The organism is Acidovorax sp. Q11 (assembly GCF_054950075.1).
This window is the reverse complement of sequence record NZ_JBUDZG010000006.1, coordinates 75,255-90,900: the sequence shown is the minus strand read 5'-3', so window position 1 is coordinate 90,900 and position 15,646 is coordinate 75,255. Positions and strand designations below refer to the sequence as shown.

Genomic DNA, 15,646 nt, shown 5'->3' with positions numbered 1-15,646 from the left:
TGCCAAAGCCCTTTCTTCTTACAGCACGGCCGACTCGATCTCGTCGAGGGCAGTGTGGCGCACATCCTTGCCCTTGACCAGATAGATGATCAGCTCGGCCACGTTCTTGGAATGGTCTCCGATGCGCTCGATCGCCTTGGCCAGGAACAGCAGATCCAGGCTGGGCGAGATGGTGCGGGGGTCTTCCATCATGTAGGTGATGAGCTTGCGCACGAAGCCATCGAACTCCTTGTCGATGAGGTCGTCCTCCTTGAGGATGGCGACGGCGGCCTTCACATCCAGGCGTGCAAACGCGTCCAGCGTCTTGCGCAGCAGGCCCGAGGCCAGCTCGGCGGCGGTGCGCAGATCGCTCGACGGCAGCGAGCGCGGGGCGCCGCTCTCGATGATGGAGCGCACCATGCGCGCCATCTTGTTGGCTTCGTCGCCCATGCGCTCCAGATTGGCCGTGGCCTTGGAGAAGGCCAAGAGCAGGCGCAGGTCGCGCGCGGTGGGTTGGCGGCGGGCGATGATGGAGGACAGCTCCTGGTCGATCTCGACCTCCATCGCATTGATGCGGGTCTCCATCGAAGCCACGGTGTCCACGGCCTCAAGGCTGAACTGCGAAAGCGCGTAGACCGCCTGGCGGATCTGCGACTCCACGAGGCCGCCCATCTCCATGACGCGGGCGGAGACGCTGTTGAGTTCGCTGTCGAACTGCGAGGAAAGATGTTTATCGGGCATCTCGTTGTCTCCTTAGCCGAAACGGCCAGTGATGTAGTCTTCGGTTTCCTTGCGCTCGGGCTTGAAGAAGATCTGCTCGGTGGCACCGAACTCGATCATCTCGCCGAGGTACATGTAGGCGGTGTAGTCGCTGCAGCGGGCAGCCTGCTGCATGTTGTGGGTCACGATAGCGATCGTGTAGTCGTGCTTGAGTTCGTCGATCAGCTCTTCGATCTTGGCGGTGGACAGCGGGTCCAGCGCTGAGGTGGGCTCGTCGAGCAGCAGCACCGAAGGCTTCACCGCCACGCTGCGCGCAATGCACAGGCGCTGCTGCTGGCCGCCGGACAGCGACAGGCCGCTTTGGTGCAGCTTGTCCTTCACTTCGGTCCACAGTGCAGCCTTGGACAGCGCCCATTCCACGCGGTCATCCATCTCGCTCTTGCTCAGGCTTTCATAGAGCTTCACGCCAAACGCGATGTTGTCGTAGATGGACATCGGAAACGGCGTGGGCTTCTGGAACACCATGCCGATGCGCGCGCGCAGCAGGTTGATGTCCTGCTTGGGGTCCAGGATGTCCTGGCCGTAGAAGTTGATGGAGCCCTCAGCGCGCTGGCCTGGGTACAGGCTGTACATGCGGTTGAGCGTGCGCAGCAGCGTGGACTTGCCGCAGCCCGAGGGGCCGATGAAGGCGGTGACCTTGTGTTCGGCGATGTTGAGGCTCACGTTGCGCAGGCCCTGGAACTTGCCGTAAAAAAAGCTCAGGTTGCGCAGCTCCAGCGCATTCTTGCTGGCAGTGGCGGTAGCGGTGGCGTTCATTGTCAATTCCTGAAAATGGAGACTGTCTTGTCAGTGTCTGCAGTGAGGGCAGCGGGCCGGGTCAGACGCGGTTTTTCTCGCGCAAGAAGACTCGCGCAACGACGTTGAGGATCAGCACCGAGAGCGTGATCAGCAGCGCGCCGCCCCAGGCCAGACGCACCCAGTTTTCATAGGGGCTCAGCGCAAACTGGAAGATCACCACGGGCAGGTTGGCCATGGGCGCATTCATGTTGGTGCTGAAGAACTGGTTGTTCAGCGCCGTGAACAGCAGGGGGGCTGTCTCGCCACTGATGCGGGCCACGGCCAACAGCAGGCCGGTCATTACGCCGCTGCGGGCAGCGCGCAAGGTGACCATGGTGGACACCTTCCAGCGCGGGGCGCCCAGGGCAAAGGCTGCTTCACGCAGGCTACCAGGCACCAGACGCAGCATGTTTTCGGTGGTGCGCACCACCACGGGCACGGCGATCAGCGACAAAGCCAGGCTGCCGGCCCAGCCAGAGAAGTTGCCCACGGTGGCTACGGCGATCGCATAAACGAACAGCCCCAGCACGATGGACGGCGCCGACAGCATGATGTCGGTCACGAAGCGGGTCAGCTCCGCCGTTTTGCTCTGGCCGCTGTACTCGGCCAGGTACACGCCCGCCAGCACACCAATGGGCGTGGACACCAGCACGGTGAAGCCCACCATCATCAGGCTGCCCACGATGGCGTTGGCCAGGCCACCGCCTTCGGAGCCCGGAGCGGGCGTGGACTGGGTGAACATGTTCCAGTCCAGCGCAGCGAAGCCGTTGGACAGCAGCACGCTCAGGATCCAGAGCAGCACAAACAGGCCCAGCACCATGGCGCCCAGCGACAGGGTCAGACCGATGGCGTTGGAGCGCTGGCGCTTTTTGTAGAGTTGTTGGTTGAATTCCATGGAGCTTGTCTCGATAGAGGGTTTCATGGGGGCTCAGAGGCCCTTGGCCTTCTCAGCGCGCAGCAGCATGATCTTGGCGGCCGACAGCACCACAAAGGTGATCACGAAGAGCAGGAAGCCCAGGGCGAACAGCGTGGAGAGGTGAAAATCCGCCGCTTCACCAAACTCGTTGGCCAGCGTCGAAGCGATGGAGGTACCTGGCGAAAACAGCGACGTGGGCATGCGGTTGGCATTGCCGATCACAAACGTCACCGCCATGGTCTCGCCCAGAGCGCGGCCCAGGCCCAGCATCACTCCACCAATCACGCCCTTTTGCGTGTAGGGCAGCACCACACGGCGCACCACCTCCCAGGTCGTGCAGCCCAGGCCATAGGCCGATTCGCGCAGGATGGGGGGCACGATCTCGAACACATCGCGCATCACGGCAGCCACGAAGGGCAACACCATGAACGCGAGCACAATGCCCGCCGCCAGAATGCCGAAGCCATTGGTGCTTCCACCAAACAGAAAACCCACCAGTGGCATGGAGCCCAGCAGTTTCTGCACAGGCATCTGGAAATAGTCGGCAAACAGCGGGGCAAACACGAACAGGCCGAACATGCCGTAGATGATGGACGGCACGGCCGCCAACAGTTCCACCGCCGTGCCCAGCGGGCGGCGCAGCCACACCGGACAGGTTTCGGTCAGAAACAGGGCGATACCAAAGGCCAGCGGCACCGCGATCAGCAGCGCAATGCCTGCGCTAGCCAGGGTGCCGACGATGGCAATAGCAGCACCGAATTCTTCATTGACGATGTCCCACTCCACGCGCCAGATGAACTGGGCGCCAAACTTGTGAAAAGCTGGCCACGCGTAAATGAAGAGCGAGACGATGATGCCGAGCAACGCAGCCAGCACCAGCAAAGAGAGGCTCTGGGTCAGCCGATGGAAAAAAATGTCCTGGAGTCGCTGCCGCTTGGCAATCGACACCATCGACTTAGTGGGGGCGCCCGTCACTTTGACAGACGCGGGTTGTGAACTCATGGTGGTTCCCACGCTCATGTTGACTCCCATCTGGCTTCTGGAGGCCCCACAAACCAGCACCCATCGGCCAGCCAGGCCGACCGATGGGCGCCATTTTGGAGCAGACTGCTTACTTCTTGATTTGCGACCACACCTTGGAACGGATCTCAGCGGTCAGGCTGTCGGGCAGGGGCACATAGTCCAGCTCTGCGGCCATGCTCTTGCCGTTCTTGAACGCCCAGTCAAAGAACTTCAGCACTTCGGCCGACTGGGCCTTATCGGCGGGGTCCTTGTACATGAGGATGAAGGAGGCCGTGCTAACCGGCCAGCTGTTGGCGCCCTTGGCATTCACCATCGAAATACCCATGCCGGGCACGCTGAACCAGTCGGCGCTGGCGGCGGCAGCGGCAAACGTGGCGTCGTCCGGGCTCACATACTTGCCGTCGGCGTTCTGCAGCTGCAGAAAGTTCATGTTGTTTTTCTTGACGTAGGCGTACTCCACGTAACCCACGGCACCCTTCACGCGGGTCACGTTGGCGGCCACGCCTTCGTTGCCCTTGCCGCCCACCGACGACGCAGCGGGCCACTTCACGGCCGCGCCCTTGCCCACGGAATCCGCCCATTCCTTGCTGACGGCAGACAGGTAATCCGTCCAGTTGAAGGTGGTGCCGGAACCATCTGCGCGATGGACCACGGTAATGCTCTGGTCGGGCAAGGTCTTGCCGGGGTTCAATGCAGCCAGCTTGGCGTCATTCCACTTGGCGATCTTGCCCAGGAAAATCTCGGCCAGCACGGGACCGGTCACGCGCAGCTCGCCGGGCTTGAAACCGTCCAGGTTGATCACGGGCACCGTGCCACCAATGATGGCGGGAAACTGCACCATGCCATCCTTGTCCAGGTCTGCACCGGGCACCGGGGCATCCGTAGCGCCAAAAACAACGGTCTTGGCACGGATCTGGCGAATGCCACCGGAAGAACCGATGGACTGGTAGTTGAGACCTGTCCCTGTTTCCTTCTTGTAGGCTTCCGCCCACTTGGCGTACATGGGGAAGGGAAAGGTGGCACCCGCACCGGTGATATCCGCCGCGAAAGCACTGCCGACGGCCATGGAGGCCAAGGCTACAGCGACGGTTTTGAGAAATGTGCGTTTCATTATTCAGTACCTTTTGGCTAGGGTTGACAGGAACAGGCTGAACTCTAGGGCTCCAAGATGACAATTCAGTGACACAAACAACCACCCTCCGGCCATTGCCACACAAGTGACGACGAACGCCCGGCCGAAGTCACCCATTTGTCATAAATGGGGAACACACTTCAGTGTTCTAAAAAGTCCCCCTCTTCCGGCTGGCAGGCGATTTGCTGCCCCAGCCCCTCAAAAGCTCGCGGTACGATGCCGCACGAAGCTTTCACCAGAATCACATGCAGAACGGCACACGCCTCGCCGCGGTAGACCTCGGCTCCAACAGCTTTCGCCTTGAAATCGGGCGCTATGAGTTCGGTCACATACAGCGGGTGGAATACCTCAAGGAGACTGTGCGTCAGGGCAACGGGCTGGATGAGGACCGCAACCTGACACAAGACGCCATGGAGCGCGGCTGGGCCTGCCTGGCGCGGTTTGGCGAGCGGTTGGCTGGTTTCCCCCGGGCCCAGGTCCGGGCTGTTGCCACCCAAACCCTGCGGGAAGCCCGCAACCGCGAGGAATTCCTGTCACGTGGCAGCGAAGTGCTGGGCTACCCCATCGACGTGGTGTCCGGCCCCGAAGAGGCCCGCCTGATCTACCAGGGCGTGGCGCGGCTTTTGCCGCAATCGGATGAACGGCGGCTGGTGGTGGATATCGGAGGACGCTCCACCGAATTCATCCTCGGCCAGCAATTCACCCCCCATGCTGTCGCCTCGTTTCGCGTGGGGAGCGTTGCCTGGTCCCAGCGTTACTTTGCCCATGGCGAATTCACGGCCCAGGCCTTCCTGGCGGCAGAAATTGCGGCCAAGGCGGTGCTGGACGAGGCACTGGCGACCTTCCGGCCCGACGCATGGGAGGTCGCCTATGGTTCTTCGGGCACGGCAGGCGCCGTGGGCGATGTGCTGGCTGCCGCAGGCGGGCCCGAAGGCCTGATCACGCGCGACGGCCTGAACTGGCTCCATGACCGCATCCTGCGCGCACAAAGTGCCGACCGCCTGCGCATGGAAGGGCTGAAAGAAGAGCGGCGCGCCGTGATCGGGGGCGGCATCAGTGTGCTGCGCGCTATTTTTGACCTTCTGGAGATCAACGAAATGCAGGTGGCGCAAGGCGCCTTGCGGCAAGGCGCTCTCTACGACCTGCTCGACCGCGAACAACCCGAGACCGACCTGCGCACCACCACCGTGAACGGGCTCATGCAGCGCTTTGGCGTGGACATGGAGCATGCGGAGCGGGTGGCGCGCACGGCCTGCGCGCTGTTCGACCAGGCCGCCCCGCAGGGCAGCGAGCGCGCGTCGCGCAAGCTGGACTGGGCAGCCCGCCTGCACGAGATGGGCTGCCTCATCTCGCACAGCGACTCGCACCGCCACGGCGCCTACATCCTCGACAACACCGACGCTGCTGGCTTTGCCGTGCCCGAGTTGCACCGGCTCGGCGTGCTTGTGCAAGGGCAGCGTGGCAAGGTGCGCAAGCTCGGCGTGGACCTGGAGGACCCCATCTTCGTGCTGCAGTTGCTCTGCCTGCGGCTTGCTGTGGCACTGTGCCACGCGCGCCGCGACCCAGACACCGCCGGCCTGGCGCTGCAGTGCAATGGGCAGCGCTTTTTTATCCGCACACGGGCCGGTTGGGCCACTGCGTACCCACAGTCCGCACATCTTCTGCGTGAAGAGTCACAGGCCTGGCAAAAAACACCTTGGGAGCTACTCATTGACCTGCCGTAGCAATAGGCAATAAACTATATAAACTGTTTATACCGTTTATTGAATTATTGCCATGACCAACGCGCTCTCCACACCCAGCACAACGACCTCTCCGGCAGCATCGGCCCCTGCGGCACAACCTGCCAAGGCTATCAAACCCGCCAAAGCAGCCAAACCTGCAGCCAGCGCCGCAACGAAGCCCGCCAAAAAGGTCGAAGCCAAGAAGGCCCCTGCTGCCAAAAAAGCTGTGACACCCAAGGCACCCAAAGCTGCTGCGCCAGTCGTCGCAAAGGCAAGTAAGGAAATCAAAGCCAAGAAGCCCAAGCTGGTGCGCGACAGCTTCACCATCCCCAAGGATGAATATGCAGTGATCGAAACGCTCAAGCAGCGTGCCGCCACCCTGGCCCAGCCGGTCAAGAAGAGCGAGTTGCTGCGCGCGGGCCTCAAGGTGCTGGCGGGACTGTCTGACGCTGCGCTGCGCAGCGCGTTGCAGGCCGTGCCCTCCATCAAGACGGGACGCCCCAAGGCAGAAGTTGAAGCCATCAATGCCGCACCGGCAGTAAAGGCCAGCGCAAAATCCCGCAAGTAAGGCAACGGCGGTCGTACAGCCGCTGGACGAGCGAGCGAGAGGAAATGAACGCTCCGCGCGCAACCTCCTCTTCTCGCAGCGCGAACTAGAGGAACTCCGGTGATTGCACCGTCAGCAGCACCGTCTGGCTCTGGTCCAGCCGCTGGCGCTGACGCAGCCACCACACGGCACCTTTGCGGACCGCACATTCGGTGGCCTGCAACTCCAGCAACTGGGCAATGGTCTGTCCCAGCACAGGCTGGTGTCCAACAATCAGCACCGCGCCCTTGGCGCGAGGCCACTGGGCCAGCTCCAGCAGATCCTCGACACTTCCGCCGGGAAGCAGTTCCGCACGCATCTTGAACTTGCGCCCCAGCGCGTTGGCGGTCTGCTCGGTTCGCCGTGCGGGGCTCGCCAGCACACGCAGCCCCTCTGGCAGCTGCCGATCCAGCCATGCAGCCATGCGCGCTGCCTGCTTCTCCCCCCGGGAGGTCAGAGCCCGCGCCAGATCATCGCCGCCGTCCGGAGCCTCTTCAGCCTCAGCATGACGCCACAGGATCAGATCCATCATGCGGCCCTTTGCTCGACCCGGGAAATGGCCGCAGCGGGTCCGTAGCGCACCATCAAGGCATTCTGCGCACCCAGTCCATCCGTTGGGCGCGGGGCGCGGTCATATGTGCCACGCGCGTTCAGGGTCCAGGCGTCGCGGTCATCATGCAGATAGGCGACCAGGCATTCGTCCACGATCTGTTGGCGCAAACCAGGGTCCGTGACGGGCCAGGCCAGCTCGACACGGCGCATCATGTTGCGGTTCATCCAGTCGGCACTGGACAGATACAGGTCTTCCTCCACGCCCGCACGGAAATAGAAGACACGTGTGTGTTCGAGAAAACGGCCGATCACCGAGCGCACGCGGATGTTGTCCGTGACGCCCGGCACCTGGGCGGCCAGCATGCAGGCACCGCGCACAATGAGGTCAATGCGCGCTCCACGCTGCCCCGCGAGGATCAGTGCGCGAATCAACGTCTCATCCGTGAGGGCATTCATCTTGGCGACGATCCGCGCGTCCTCGCCCCGGGCTGCGGCCTGCCCGACCTGCTCGATCTTGTCGATCATGCGACGGTGCAGATGAAAAGGCGCCAGCATGAGCTTGCGCAGCTTGGGCGGGCGATTCTGGCTGGCCAGGTGGTTGAACACCCCATCCATGTCGGCGGTGGTTTCCTCATCGGCTGTCAGGTAGCTCAGATCGGTATACAGCCGGGCTGTGCGCACGTTGTAGTTGCCGGTGGAGAGATGCCCATAACGCCGCAACTGCCGCCCTTCCCTGCGCGTGACCAGCAGCATCTTTGCATGCGTCTTGAGCCCCACCACACCGTACACCACCTGCGCGCCAATCGATTCCAAGGCTTCGGCCCAGTTGATGTTGGCCTCTTCATCAAAACGCGCCTTCAGCTCCACGACCGCCATGACCTCCTTGCCCCGGCGCACCGCCTCGGACAACAGGTCCATAAGCTCCGAATCGGCGCCCGTGCGGTAGATGGTCTGCTTGATGACCAACACCTGCGGATCGTTCACGGCTTCGCGCAAGAAGGCCAGCAGGCCATCGAAACTCTCAAAGGGCTGGTGAATCAACACATCCCGCTGGCGCAACTGGTCCATGATGGACGCACCCGGCTGCAGCTGGCGCGGCCACGACGAACTCCAGGCCGGGAACAGCAACGCGGGGTCGTTGACCAGGTCCACTAGTTGCGTCAGCCGCACCAGGTTCACGGGGCCATGCACGCGGTACAAGGCGGCAGCCGGTAGGCCGAACTGCGCCAGCAGAAAATCCGACAGAAACTTCGAGCAACCGGCCGACACCTCCAGCCGCACAGCCTGCCCGTAGTGGCGATGCTGCAACCCTTGGCGAAGCGCAGTGCGCAGGTTGCGCACGTCCTCCTCGTCCAGCGCCAGATCGGAGTGGCGTGTGACGCGAAACTGCGAGAACTCGGTGACTTCCCGGCCTGGAAAAAGATCCTCCAGGTGCGCGCGGATGATGCTCGACAAACTGACGAACAGCGCCTCGCTGGGCGCCACCTTCGCAGGAATGCGGATCAGGCGCGGCAGCGCGCGCGGCACCTTCACGATGGCGATTTCGTTTTCACGCCCGAAAGCGTCGTGCCCCTTGAGACGAACGATGAAGTTCAGGGATTTGTTGGCAACCTGCGGGAAGGGGTGCGCCGGGTCCAGCCCCACAGGAATTAGCAAAGGACGCACTTCGCGCACAAAGTAGTCATGCACCCAGCGCCTCTGCTCGGGTGATCTATCACCATGGCCAACGATACGAATGCCATGCTGAGCAAACGCAGGCACCAGGGCGTCGTTGTACAAGGTGTACTGCCGCTCCACCAGATCGTGGACTTTGATAGAGAGTGCCTCGAAGGAACCTACGGTGTAGAGCCCCTTGGTTTCGCCCTTCTTGGCCGCAGTGATGTGGGGTGCGGCGCGCACCTCGAAGAACTCGTCCAGGTTGGATGACACGATGCACAAATAACGCAGGCGCTCCAGCAAAGGCACGTCCGTACGCACTGCCCAGTCGAAGACCCGCTCGTTGAATGCCAGGATGCTGTGGTCACGGTCGAGGAACATGGCGGGACGCGCCCCATCATGGGACACCTCTGGCGGCCCCCCCTCTTCGGGCAACGGCGCCCGGGATGCGTCTGCCACAGTGTCTGAACGCTCACGCTGCACGGACACAGCATCATTTGGAAGCAAGGGCAACATGGATACGCAAACGCAAAAAATGCAGGATGACCCCAGTATTTAACGACCAGATGACAATGATGTGACAGGTTTTGTGGCAGTCGCAGAACCCGTCACAGCCGCACTGCGGGCAGGTACAAGGTACTGCTGAAACAACTGTGCAGCCTGGGCCCAGGTGAAATCCATTGCGCGGCTTCGCGCCTCGGAGCGCGGAATCGCCAATGCCTGCTGACTGGCAGTCAGCAAGCTGTCATGCAGCACGCCACCACGGGGAGTACGCCCCAGATGCGCCCCCAGCACTTCCGTGGGGCCGTCCACAGGAAAAGCCGCCACAGGGGTCCCGCAGGCCATGGCCTCCAGCATCACGAGTCCAAAAGTTTCTGAGCGACTCGGGAAAACAAAAACATCGGCCGCTGCGTACACCTGGGCCAGGGCCGCCCGATCCAGAATGCCCAGCCAGCGCACCTGTGGGTACTTTGCCTTGAGCCGCGCCTCCAGCGGCCCGACACCACACACCACCTTGGTGCCCGGCATGTCCAACTGCAAAAAGGCCTCAATGTTCTTCTCGTAGGAAATTCGCCCCACATACAAGGACACGGGGTGAGCCAAAGCCCCGGTCAGCGGGCTGGGGCAGGCCGCGCCATGGAACGGAAAAGCCTGCGTGTCCACGCCATGTGTCCACGGACGCAGATTGCGGAAGCCCCGCTGCTCCAGCATCTGCAACACTCCATGCGTGGGCACCATCACACCAGACGATGGCCGGTGAAAATGCCGGAACAGCGCGTACCCCCACGACAGGGGAACCCGCAGCGCCGCGTGGAGAATTTCCGGAAATTTGGTATGAAACGCAGTCGTGAATGCCAGCCCGCGCCGCAGGCAATGGCGGCGCCCAGCCCAGCCGAGCGGCCCCTCGGTAGCCAGATGGATAGCATCGGGCTGCATGTCATCCAGCATCTTGGCCACCAGCCGACCTGGACGCACAGCCAGATCAATGCCCGCATAACCCGGACACGGCCGAGTGGTGAACAACCCCGGATGCACCACCTGCACTTCGTGCCCTACCCCTTCCAGCTCCCGCACCAGTTCCAGCAAAGTCGTGACCACCCCATTGACCTGGGGCAACCACGCGTCCGTCAACAAAGCAATTTTCATGCGGTGACTCCGGCTTTCACAGGGGATGTTGTGCTGTGCGCAGGCACAGCAGGCCACTGCAGCAGTTCAAGCCGACCGTCCAGGTGCTCCACCAGTGCGGTATGGCTCTCTACCCAATCGCCATCGTTGCAGTACAGCGTGCCACCAATCTCCCGCATCTCGGCCCTGTGGATATGGCCACATACCACTCCGTCGTGACCACGGCGGCGCGCCTCTGCGGCCACAGCAACCTCAAAATCCGTCACGTAGTTGAGGGCCTTCTTCACCTTGCCTTTGAGGTAGGCCGACAACGACCAGTAAGGCAACCCCATGCGCGCGCGCAAAGTGTTGAGGTGACGATTGAGCTTGAGCGTGAACTCATACAGGTTGTCACCCAGGTACGCGAGCCACTTGGCGCACTGGATGACACCGTCAAAATGGTCACCGTGCGTAACCCAGAGGCTGCGGCCATCGGCCGTGGTGTGCACCGCATCCGCAACGACCTCAATGCCACCAAAGGAGTGACCAACAAACGCTCGCGCAAATTCATCATGGTTGCCAGGGACGAACACCACACGGCATCCTTTGCGTGCCCGGCGCAACAGCTTTTGCACAACGTCGTTGTGGGTTTGTGGCCAGAACCATTTGCGCCGTAACTGCCAGCCGTCCACGATGTCACCCACAAGATAAAGATGATCACTGGGGTGGTGTTTGAGAAAGTCCAACAGGGCAACGGCCTGGCACCCAGGTGTGCCGAGGTGCAAATCGGAAATGAACACGGCGCGGTACCGGTGTGGCCTGCTGGTAGACAGGAGGGTATCGGGCTCGCCTTCATCCGGCCCCAGGGGCTCATGCAGCCAAGAACCGAGTGCGTCGAACGCGGCGCGCATCAGGCCCCCAGGAAGTGCTTGCGATAGCGGGGATGCAGGTCTGCCAGTCGCATCAGCATGGGCAGGTCTGCGGTGTTGAAATCGGGGTCCCAGGCGGGAGCACCCAGCACACGCGCACCCAGGCGCAGATAGCCCTTGATCAGCGCTGGAGGCTCCACGGCAATAGAGCTGTCCAGATGCTCCACCGGCAAGGGCAGGCGCGGCAGCACATGGTATTCAATCGCGGCAAGGTGGGTCTTGCGCACCTGCTGCCATATGCTCGCAGCTGCATCCCCGCTGACCACGCCGTTGTGCAGCATCGGGATGCTGGCGCAGCCAATCATGGTGTCGAGCTGGTTGCGTACCATGAAGTCCGCCAGGGCGCTCCACAAGGCCATGATCACCCCCCCGTGGCGGTGATCGGGATGCACACAGCTGCGGCCCAACTCCACCATGCGGGGGCGCAGGGTGCGCAGGCGCGTCAGGTCGAACTCGGTATCGCTGTAGGTACCGCCCACGCGCTTGGCCTGTGCGGGCGTGAGCACCCGGTAAGTCCCAATGACTTGCTGGCTCTGGGAATCACGCACCAGAAGGTGCTCACAGTAGTCGTCGAACAGATCCACGTCATGGCCTGCGATGGGGGTCGTCAATCGAGCGCCCATCTCTGCGGCAAAAACGTCGAACCGGAGTCGCTGCGCCGCACGCACCTCATCCTGATGCCTTGCCCATGTCACCTCAATGGCTCCTCGCTCCTGACCAGACTTCGCAGCCCCAGGCGCAACTGCAGAGCGATGAGAAGAAACACCAGCACCGAGGGCATCAGCAGCGGGTGACAAGGTCAGGCGGGACAATTCATTCATGGTGCAGCGTCTCTTTCTTTGAGGACGGGGCCGGCTGGAGCCGCCAGCCACTCAGGGAATCCTTTTCCCTGGCCGCGAGTGTGGAATTGGCGCATGACGCCACCGTGTCGGCGGCATGTCAGCACCATGACAAAGAAGCCTTTGCAACGGGTGCTACGCAACCCCTGGGCCTGCATAATCGGTTCAGAAAGCCGCAACGTGTCCGCACTGCCCACCCCATCTTCCCGCCGCCCTCTGCTGGCCTTCCTGGCCGTGTTTGCGTTGGCGGCAGTCTGTGCGGGCACGCTGATCTGGACGCTGGAGCGCCAAGACAGGGCGCAGCAGCGTACTCAGGCCGCAGACATGGCGGGCGACCATGTGCAGGCGCTGCAGCGTGCGATTGAGCTGGCGCTGTCTGCCAACAATGCACTCGTAGCACTGGTCCGGCAAGGACAAGGCAATGTCACCCAGTTTGAAGAAGTGGGCACGCAGATGTTGCCGTTCTACCCCGGCGTTGCAGCAATGGGCCTCTCGCCCGGAGGAGTGGTGAGACAGGTTGTCCCCCGGCAAGGCAACGAAAGCCTGATCGGGTTTGACCAGCTCAAAGACCCCCGGCAAAGCGCCGAGTCGATCCGCGCGCGCGATACGGGCCTGCTCACGCTGGCCGGCCCCATCGAGCTTGTGCAGGGAGGCCTTGGGGTGGTGGGCCGCCAACCGGTGTACCTGGACGATGACCAGGGGCGGCGCAGCTTCTGGGGCTTCACCTACGTCACCATTCGCCTGCCCGAGGTTCTGGCAGCCACCCGGCTACCCCAACTCACAGAACGCGGCTATCACTACCGCCTTTGGCGAGTGCGGCCCGACACCGGCGAAGAACAGACCATTGCGGCATCGACCCCGCCGCCCGGAGGCGATGCGGTGGGCCGCGCACTGACTCTGCCCAACGGGCAATGGACGCTGAGCCTGGCGCCTGCCAGTGGCTGGGGTGCACCCGCCATCTTGGCGCTGCGTTGTGCCCTGGGCCTGCTGTTTGCGCTGCTCATGGCCTACCTGGCCCGCCTCCTCGTGGACCTGAAGGCGCATGAACGCGGGCTGGCCTTTCAAGTGGCACAGCGCACCTCCGAAATCCAGGCCACTCAGCAGCAGCTGCGGGCCACCATCGACGCCATTCCCGACCCCCTTTTTGAGCTTGACATTGATGGCCGCTACTACAGCGTGCACAGCCCACGCCCCGAACTGCTTGCGGCCCCCGCCGAGCAATTGATCGGGCGCAACGTGACCGATGTGCTCCCCGCCCTGGCTGCGCTGTCGGTGATGGACGTGCTGAAAGAAGCCCAGACCCAGGGTTGGTCCACCGGACGGCAAATTGTGCTGGACCTGCCTGGTCTTGGTGCCACCTGGTTTGAACTGTCGGCTGCGCGCAAACCGGGCTCGCCAAGCGCAACGCCCCGCTTCATCCTTCTGTCGCGCGACATCACGGAACGCAAGCGCTCGCAAGAGCAGCTACAGCTGACCGCCCAGGTGTTCGACCAAAGCAGCGAAGCCATCGTCATTGCAGACGCGTCCCACACCATCGTACGTATCAACCGGGCCTTCACGCGCATTACGGGTTACCAGGAAGCCGAGGCTGTTGGGCAATCCGTGCGCCTGCTCACCGTGGCCGAGTCCACTCAGGAGTTTGATGCCGATGCCGTCTACGCCCGACTCACCAAAGAAGGGCACTGGGAGGGCGAAGCCTGGGGTCGCCGCAAGGACGGCGCCACTTACCCCCAATGGTTGTCCGTGAGCAGCGTGCGCGATGGCAATGGCTGCGCCACCCATTCGATCACGCTGTTCCGGGACATCACGGTGCAACGCGAGGCACAAGACCGCATTCAGCGCCTTGCACATTTTGACCCCTTGACCGATCTGCCCAACCGCGCCTTGCTGGCCGAGCGGGCCCGGCGCCACATCACCGACGAGCAGTCCAAGGGTGGCACCCTGGCGATGCTGTTCCTGGATCTGGACCATTTCAAGAATGTGAACGACTCGCTCGGCCACCGCGTCGGCGATATCCTGCTCGTGGCCGTGGCGCGTCGCCTGCAGTCTCTTCTAAGCCCCCAGGACACCGTCTCTCGCCTGGGGGGCGATGAATTCCTGCTGCTGCTGCCCTCGGCCTCCGCAGCCCATGCTGCCGAAGTGGCCACCCGGTTGCTGACGGCCGTGGCCCAGCCTTTCCAGATCGACCCGTACGAACTCACTACGACCTTGTCTGTGGGCATCGCCATGTATCCGGCCGACGGCGATTCTTTTGACACGCTGTACCAGCGTGCAGACGCGGCCATGTACCGAGCCAAACAAAGTGGGCGCAACCGATACGGCTTCTTTACAGCCGACCTGGAGGCAAGAACGGCCCGCGCACTGCAGATCGAAAATGCCTTGCGTCGCGCCTTGGAACGCAACCAGTTCGAACTGCACTACCAGCCGCAAGTGTCACTCGCCACGCGCCAGGTGGCGGGCGCCGAAGCACTGCTGCGTTGGCGCCATCCAGAACTGGGCATGGTGTCACCGGCAGAGTTCATCCCTGTGGCGGAGAGTAGCGGCATGATCGTGGCGATTGGCGAGTGGGTGCTCCACACCGCCGTGCACGACGCCAAGCGGTGGCTGGATATGCAGCTGCCCTTGCGGGCTATATCGGTCAACCTCTCTGCCGTACAGTTCCGCCACCCGCAATTGCCAGAAATGGTGACGCGCTGCCTGCAACAGGCCGGCTTGCCTGCCCGTCGGCTGGAGCTGGAGTTGACCGAGGGAGCGGCGGTAGACGACCCTGCCGCAGCACTGGCCATGATGGACCAGTTGCACGACCGCGGTGTGCGCTTGTCGATGGACGATTTTGGCACCGGCTACTCCTCGCTGAGCTACCTCAAACGCTTCCAGATCTACAAGTTGAAGATTGATCAGTCGTTCGTGCGCGACCTCGATGAGGATGCCAACGACCGAGCCATCGTGAGTGCCATCATCCGGATGGCACAGGCGCTGGGCATGCAGACCACGGCCGAAGGGGTGGAAACCGATGGCCAACTCGAATTTCTGCGAGAACAAGGCTGCGATGAAGGCCAGGGCTACCTCTTCAGCCGCCCCTTGCCCGCCGATGAGTTCGAGGCCTACCTGCGCCAGCACCTGCGCGGCTGACTGCACCGATCTGCAC

General features: G+C 62.6%; 13 protein-coding genes. 3 read left to right on the top strand and 10 right to left on the bottom strand.

Annotation, left to right across the window (positions count from 1 at the left end):
- Positions 1 to 18 precede the first annotated feature (18 nt).
- The 5 genes from phoU to pstS form a co-directional block, all read right to left on the bottom strand.
- The gene (phoU, locus tag ACYZGB_RS07430; RefSeq protein ID WP_094287905.1) at positions 19 to 720 is read right to left on the bottom strand and encodes a phosphate signaling complex protein PhoU; all 702 of its coding nucleotides are present in this window, start codon (positions 718 to 720) and stop codon (positions 19 to 21) included.
- Between the two features lie 12 nt (positions 721 to 732).
- Positions 733 to 1,515: a phosphate ABC transporter ATP-binding protein PstB gene (pstB, locus tag ACYZGB_RS07425; RefSeq protein ID WP_094287903.1), complete on the bottom strand. Its 783-nt coding sequence runs from the start codon at positions 1,513 to 1,515 to the stop codon at positions 733 to 735.
- Positions 1,516 to 1,576: 61 nt separating this feature from the next.
- Positions 1,577 to 2,431, bottom strand: coding sequence for a phosphate ABC transporter permease PstA (pstA, locus tag ACYZGB_RS07420; protein ID WP_082836311.1), 855 nt, complete (start codon positions 2,429 to 2,431; stop codon positions 1,577 to 1,579).
- Positions 2,432 to 2,464: 33 nt separating this feature from the next.
- Complete coding sequence (gene pstC / locus ACYZGB_RS07415; RefSeq protein WP_137748294.1) at positions 2,465 to 3,484, bottom strand: phosphate ABC transporter permease subunit PstC; 1,020 nt, start codon at positions 3,482 to 3,484, stop codon at positions 2,465 to 2,467.
- Between the two features lie 79 nt (positions 3,485 to 3,563).
- A complete protein-coding gene (gene pstS, locus ACYZGB_RS07410; protein ID WP_462387615.1) occupies positions 3,564 to 4,586 on the bottom strand; it encodes a phosphate ABC transporter substrate-binding protein PstS in 1,023 nt (340 codons plus the stop codon).
- 266 nt (positions 4,587 to 4,852) lie between these two features.
- On the opposite strand from pstS, the gene ACYZGB_RS07405 reads away from it, so the two are divergent.
- Both ACYZGB_RS07405 and ACYZGB_RS07400 read left to right on the top strand, forming a co-directional pair.
- The gene (locus ACYZGB_RS07405) at positions 4,853 to 6,331 is read left to right on the top strand and encodes a Ppx/GppA phosphatase family protein (RefSeq protein ID WP_462387614.1); all 1,479 of its coding nucleotides are present in this window, start codon (positions 4,853 to 4,855) and stop codon (positions 6,329 to 6,331) included.
- Positions 6,332 to 6,383: 52 nt separating this feature from the next.
- Complete coding sequence (locus ACYZGB_RS07400) at positions 6,384 to 6,899, top strand: hypothetical protein (RefSeq protein WP_462387613.1); 516 nt, start codon at positions 6,384 to 6,386, stop codon at positions 6,897 to 6,899.
- Between the two features lie 85 nt (positions 6,900 to 6,984).
- On the opposite strand, the gene ACYZGB_RS07395 is transcribed toward ACYZGB_RS07400, so the two are convergent.
- Genes ACYZGB_RS07395 through ACYZGB_RS07375 form a run of 5 tightly spaced genes read right to left on the bottom strand, consistent with a single transcriptional unit; the run spans position 6,985 to position 12,480 of the window.
- The gene (locus tag ACYZGB_RS07395; protein ID WP_462387612.1) at positions 6,985 to 7,449 is read right to left on the bottom strand and encodes a SixA phosphatase family protein; all 465 of its coding nucleotides are present in this window, start codon (positions 7,447 to 7,449) and stop codon (positions 6,985 to 6,987) included.
- A complete protein-coding gene (gene ppk1 / locus ACYZGB_RS07390) occupies positions 7,446 to 9,641 on the bottom strand; it encodes a polyphosphate kinase 1 (protein ID WP_462387611.1) in 2,196 nt (731 codons plus the stop codon). The genes ACYZGB_RS07395 and ppk1 overlap by 4 nt, the downstream gene beginning before the upstream one ends.
- Positions 9,642 to 9,680: 39 nt before the next feature.
- A complete protein-coding gene (locus ACYZGB_RS07385) occupies positions 9,681 to 10,772 on the bottom strand; it encodes a glycosyltransferase family 4 protein (RefSeq protein ID WP_462387610.1) in 1,092 nt (363 codons plus the stop codon).
- On the bottom strand, positions 10,769 to 11,641 hold the full coding sequence (locus ACYZGB_RS07380; protein WP_462387609.1) for a UDP-2,3-diacylglucosamine diphosphatase: 873 nt from the start codon (positions 11,639 to 11,641) through the stop codon (positions 10,769 to 10,771). Before ACYZGB_RS07380 ends, ACYZGB_RS07385 begins: the two co-directional genes overlap by 4 nt.
- Positions 11,641 to 12,480 carry a GNAT family N-acetyltransferase gene (locus ACYZGB_RS07375; RefSeq protein ID WP_462387608.1) on the bottom strand — a complete coding sequence of 280 codons (840 nt, stop codon included), beginning with the start codon at positions 12,478 to 12,480 and terminating at the stop codon, positions 11,641 to 11,643. Before ACYZGB_RS07375 ends, ACYZGB_RS07380 begins: the two co-directional genes overlap by 1 nt.
- A 198-nt stretch (positions 12,481 to 12,678) precedes the next feature.
- On the opposite strand from ACYZGB_RS07375, the gene ACYZGB_RS07370 reads away from it, so the two are divergent.
- Positions 12,679 to 15,630, top strand: a complete 2,952-nt coding sequence (locus ACYZGB_RS07370; RefSeq protein ID WP_462387607.1) for a bifunctional diguanylate cyclase/phosphodiesterase — start codon at positions 12,679 to 12,681, stop codon at positions 15,628 to 15,630.
- Positions 15,631 to 15,646: the final 16 nt, after the last annotated feature.

Excerpts from the sequence above, each read along its gene's own strand:
- phoU (WP_094287905.1), bottom strand. The coding sequence starts at position 720 with ATGCCCGATAAACATCTTTCCTCGCAGTTCGACAGCGAACTCAACAGC.
- pstB (WP_094287903.1), bottom strand. The coding sequence starts at position 1,515 with ATGAACGCCACCGCTACCGCCACTGCCAGCAAGAATGCGCTGGAGCTG.
- pstA (WP_082836311.1), bottom strand. The coding sequence starts at position 2,431 with ATGGAATTCAACCAACAACTCTACAAAAAGCGCCAGCGCTCCAACGCC.
- pstC (WP_137748294.1), bottom strand. The coding sequence starts at position 3,484 with ATGGGAGTCAACATGAGCGTGGGAACCACCATGAGTTCACAACCCGCG.
- pstS (WP_462387615.1), bottom strand. The coding sequence starts at position 4,586 with ATGAAACGCACATTTCTCAAAACCGTCGCTGTAGCCTTGGCCTCCATG.
- ACYZGB_RS07405 (WP_462387614.1), top strand. The coding sequence starts at position 4,853 with ATGCAGAACGGCACACGCCTCGCCGCGGTAGACCTCGGCTCCAACAGC.
- ACYZGB_RS07400 (WP_462387613.1), top strand. The coding sequence starts at position 6,384 with ATGACCAACGCGCTCTCCACACCCAGCACAACGACCTCTCCGGCAGCA.
- ACYZGB_RS07395 (WP_462387612.1), bottom strand. The coding sequence starts at position 7,449 with ATGATGGATCTGATCCTGTGGCGTCATGCTGAGGCTGAAGAGGCTCCG.
- ppk1 (WP_462387611.1), bottom strand. The coding sequence starts at position 9,641 with ATGTTGCCCTTGCTTCCAAATGATGCTGTGTCCGTGCAGCGTGAGCGT.
- ACYZGB_RS07385 (WP_462387610.1), bottom strand. The coding sequence starts at position 10,772 with ATGAAAATTGCTTTGTTGACGGACGCGTGGTTGCCCCAGGTCAATGGG.
- ACYZGB_RS07380 (WP_462387609.1), bottom strand. The coding sequence starts at position 11,641 with ATGCGCGCCGCGTTCGACGCACTCGGTTCTTGGCTGCATGAGCCCCTG.
- ACYZGB_RS07375 (WP_462387608.1), bottom strand. The coding sequence starts at position 12,480 with ATGAATGAATTGTCCCGCCTGACCTTGTCACCCGCTGCTGATGCCCTC.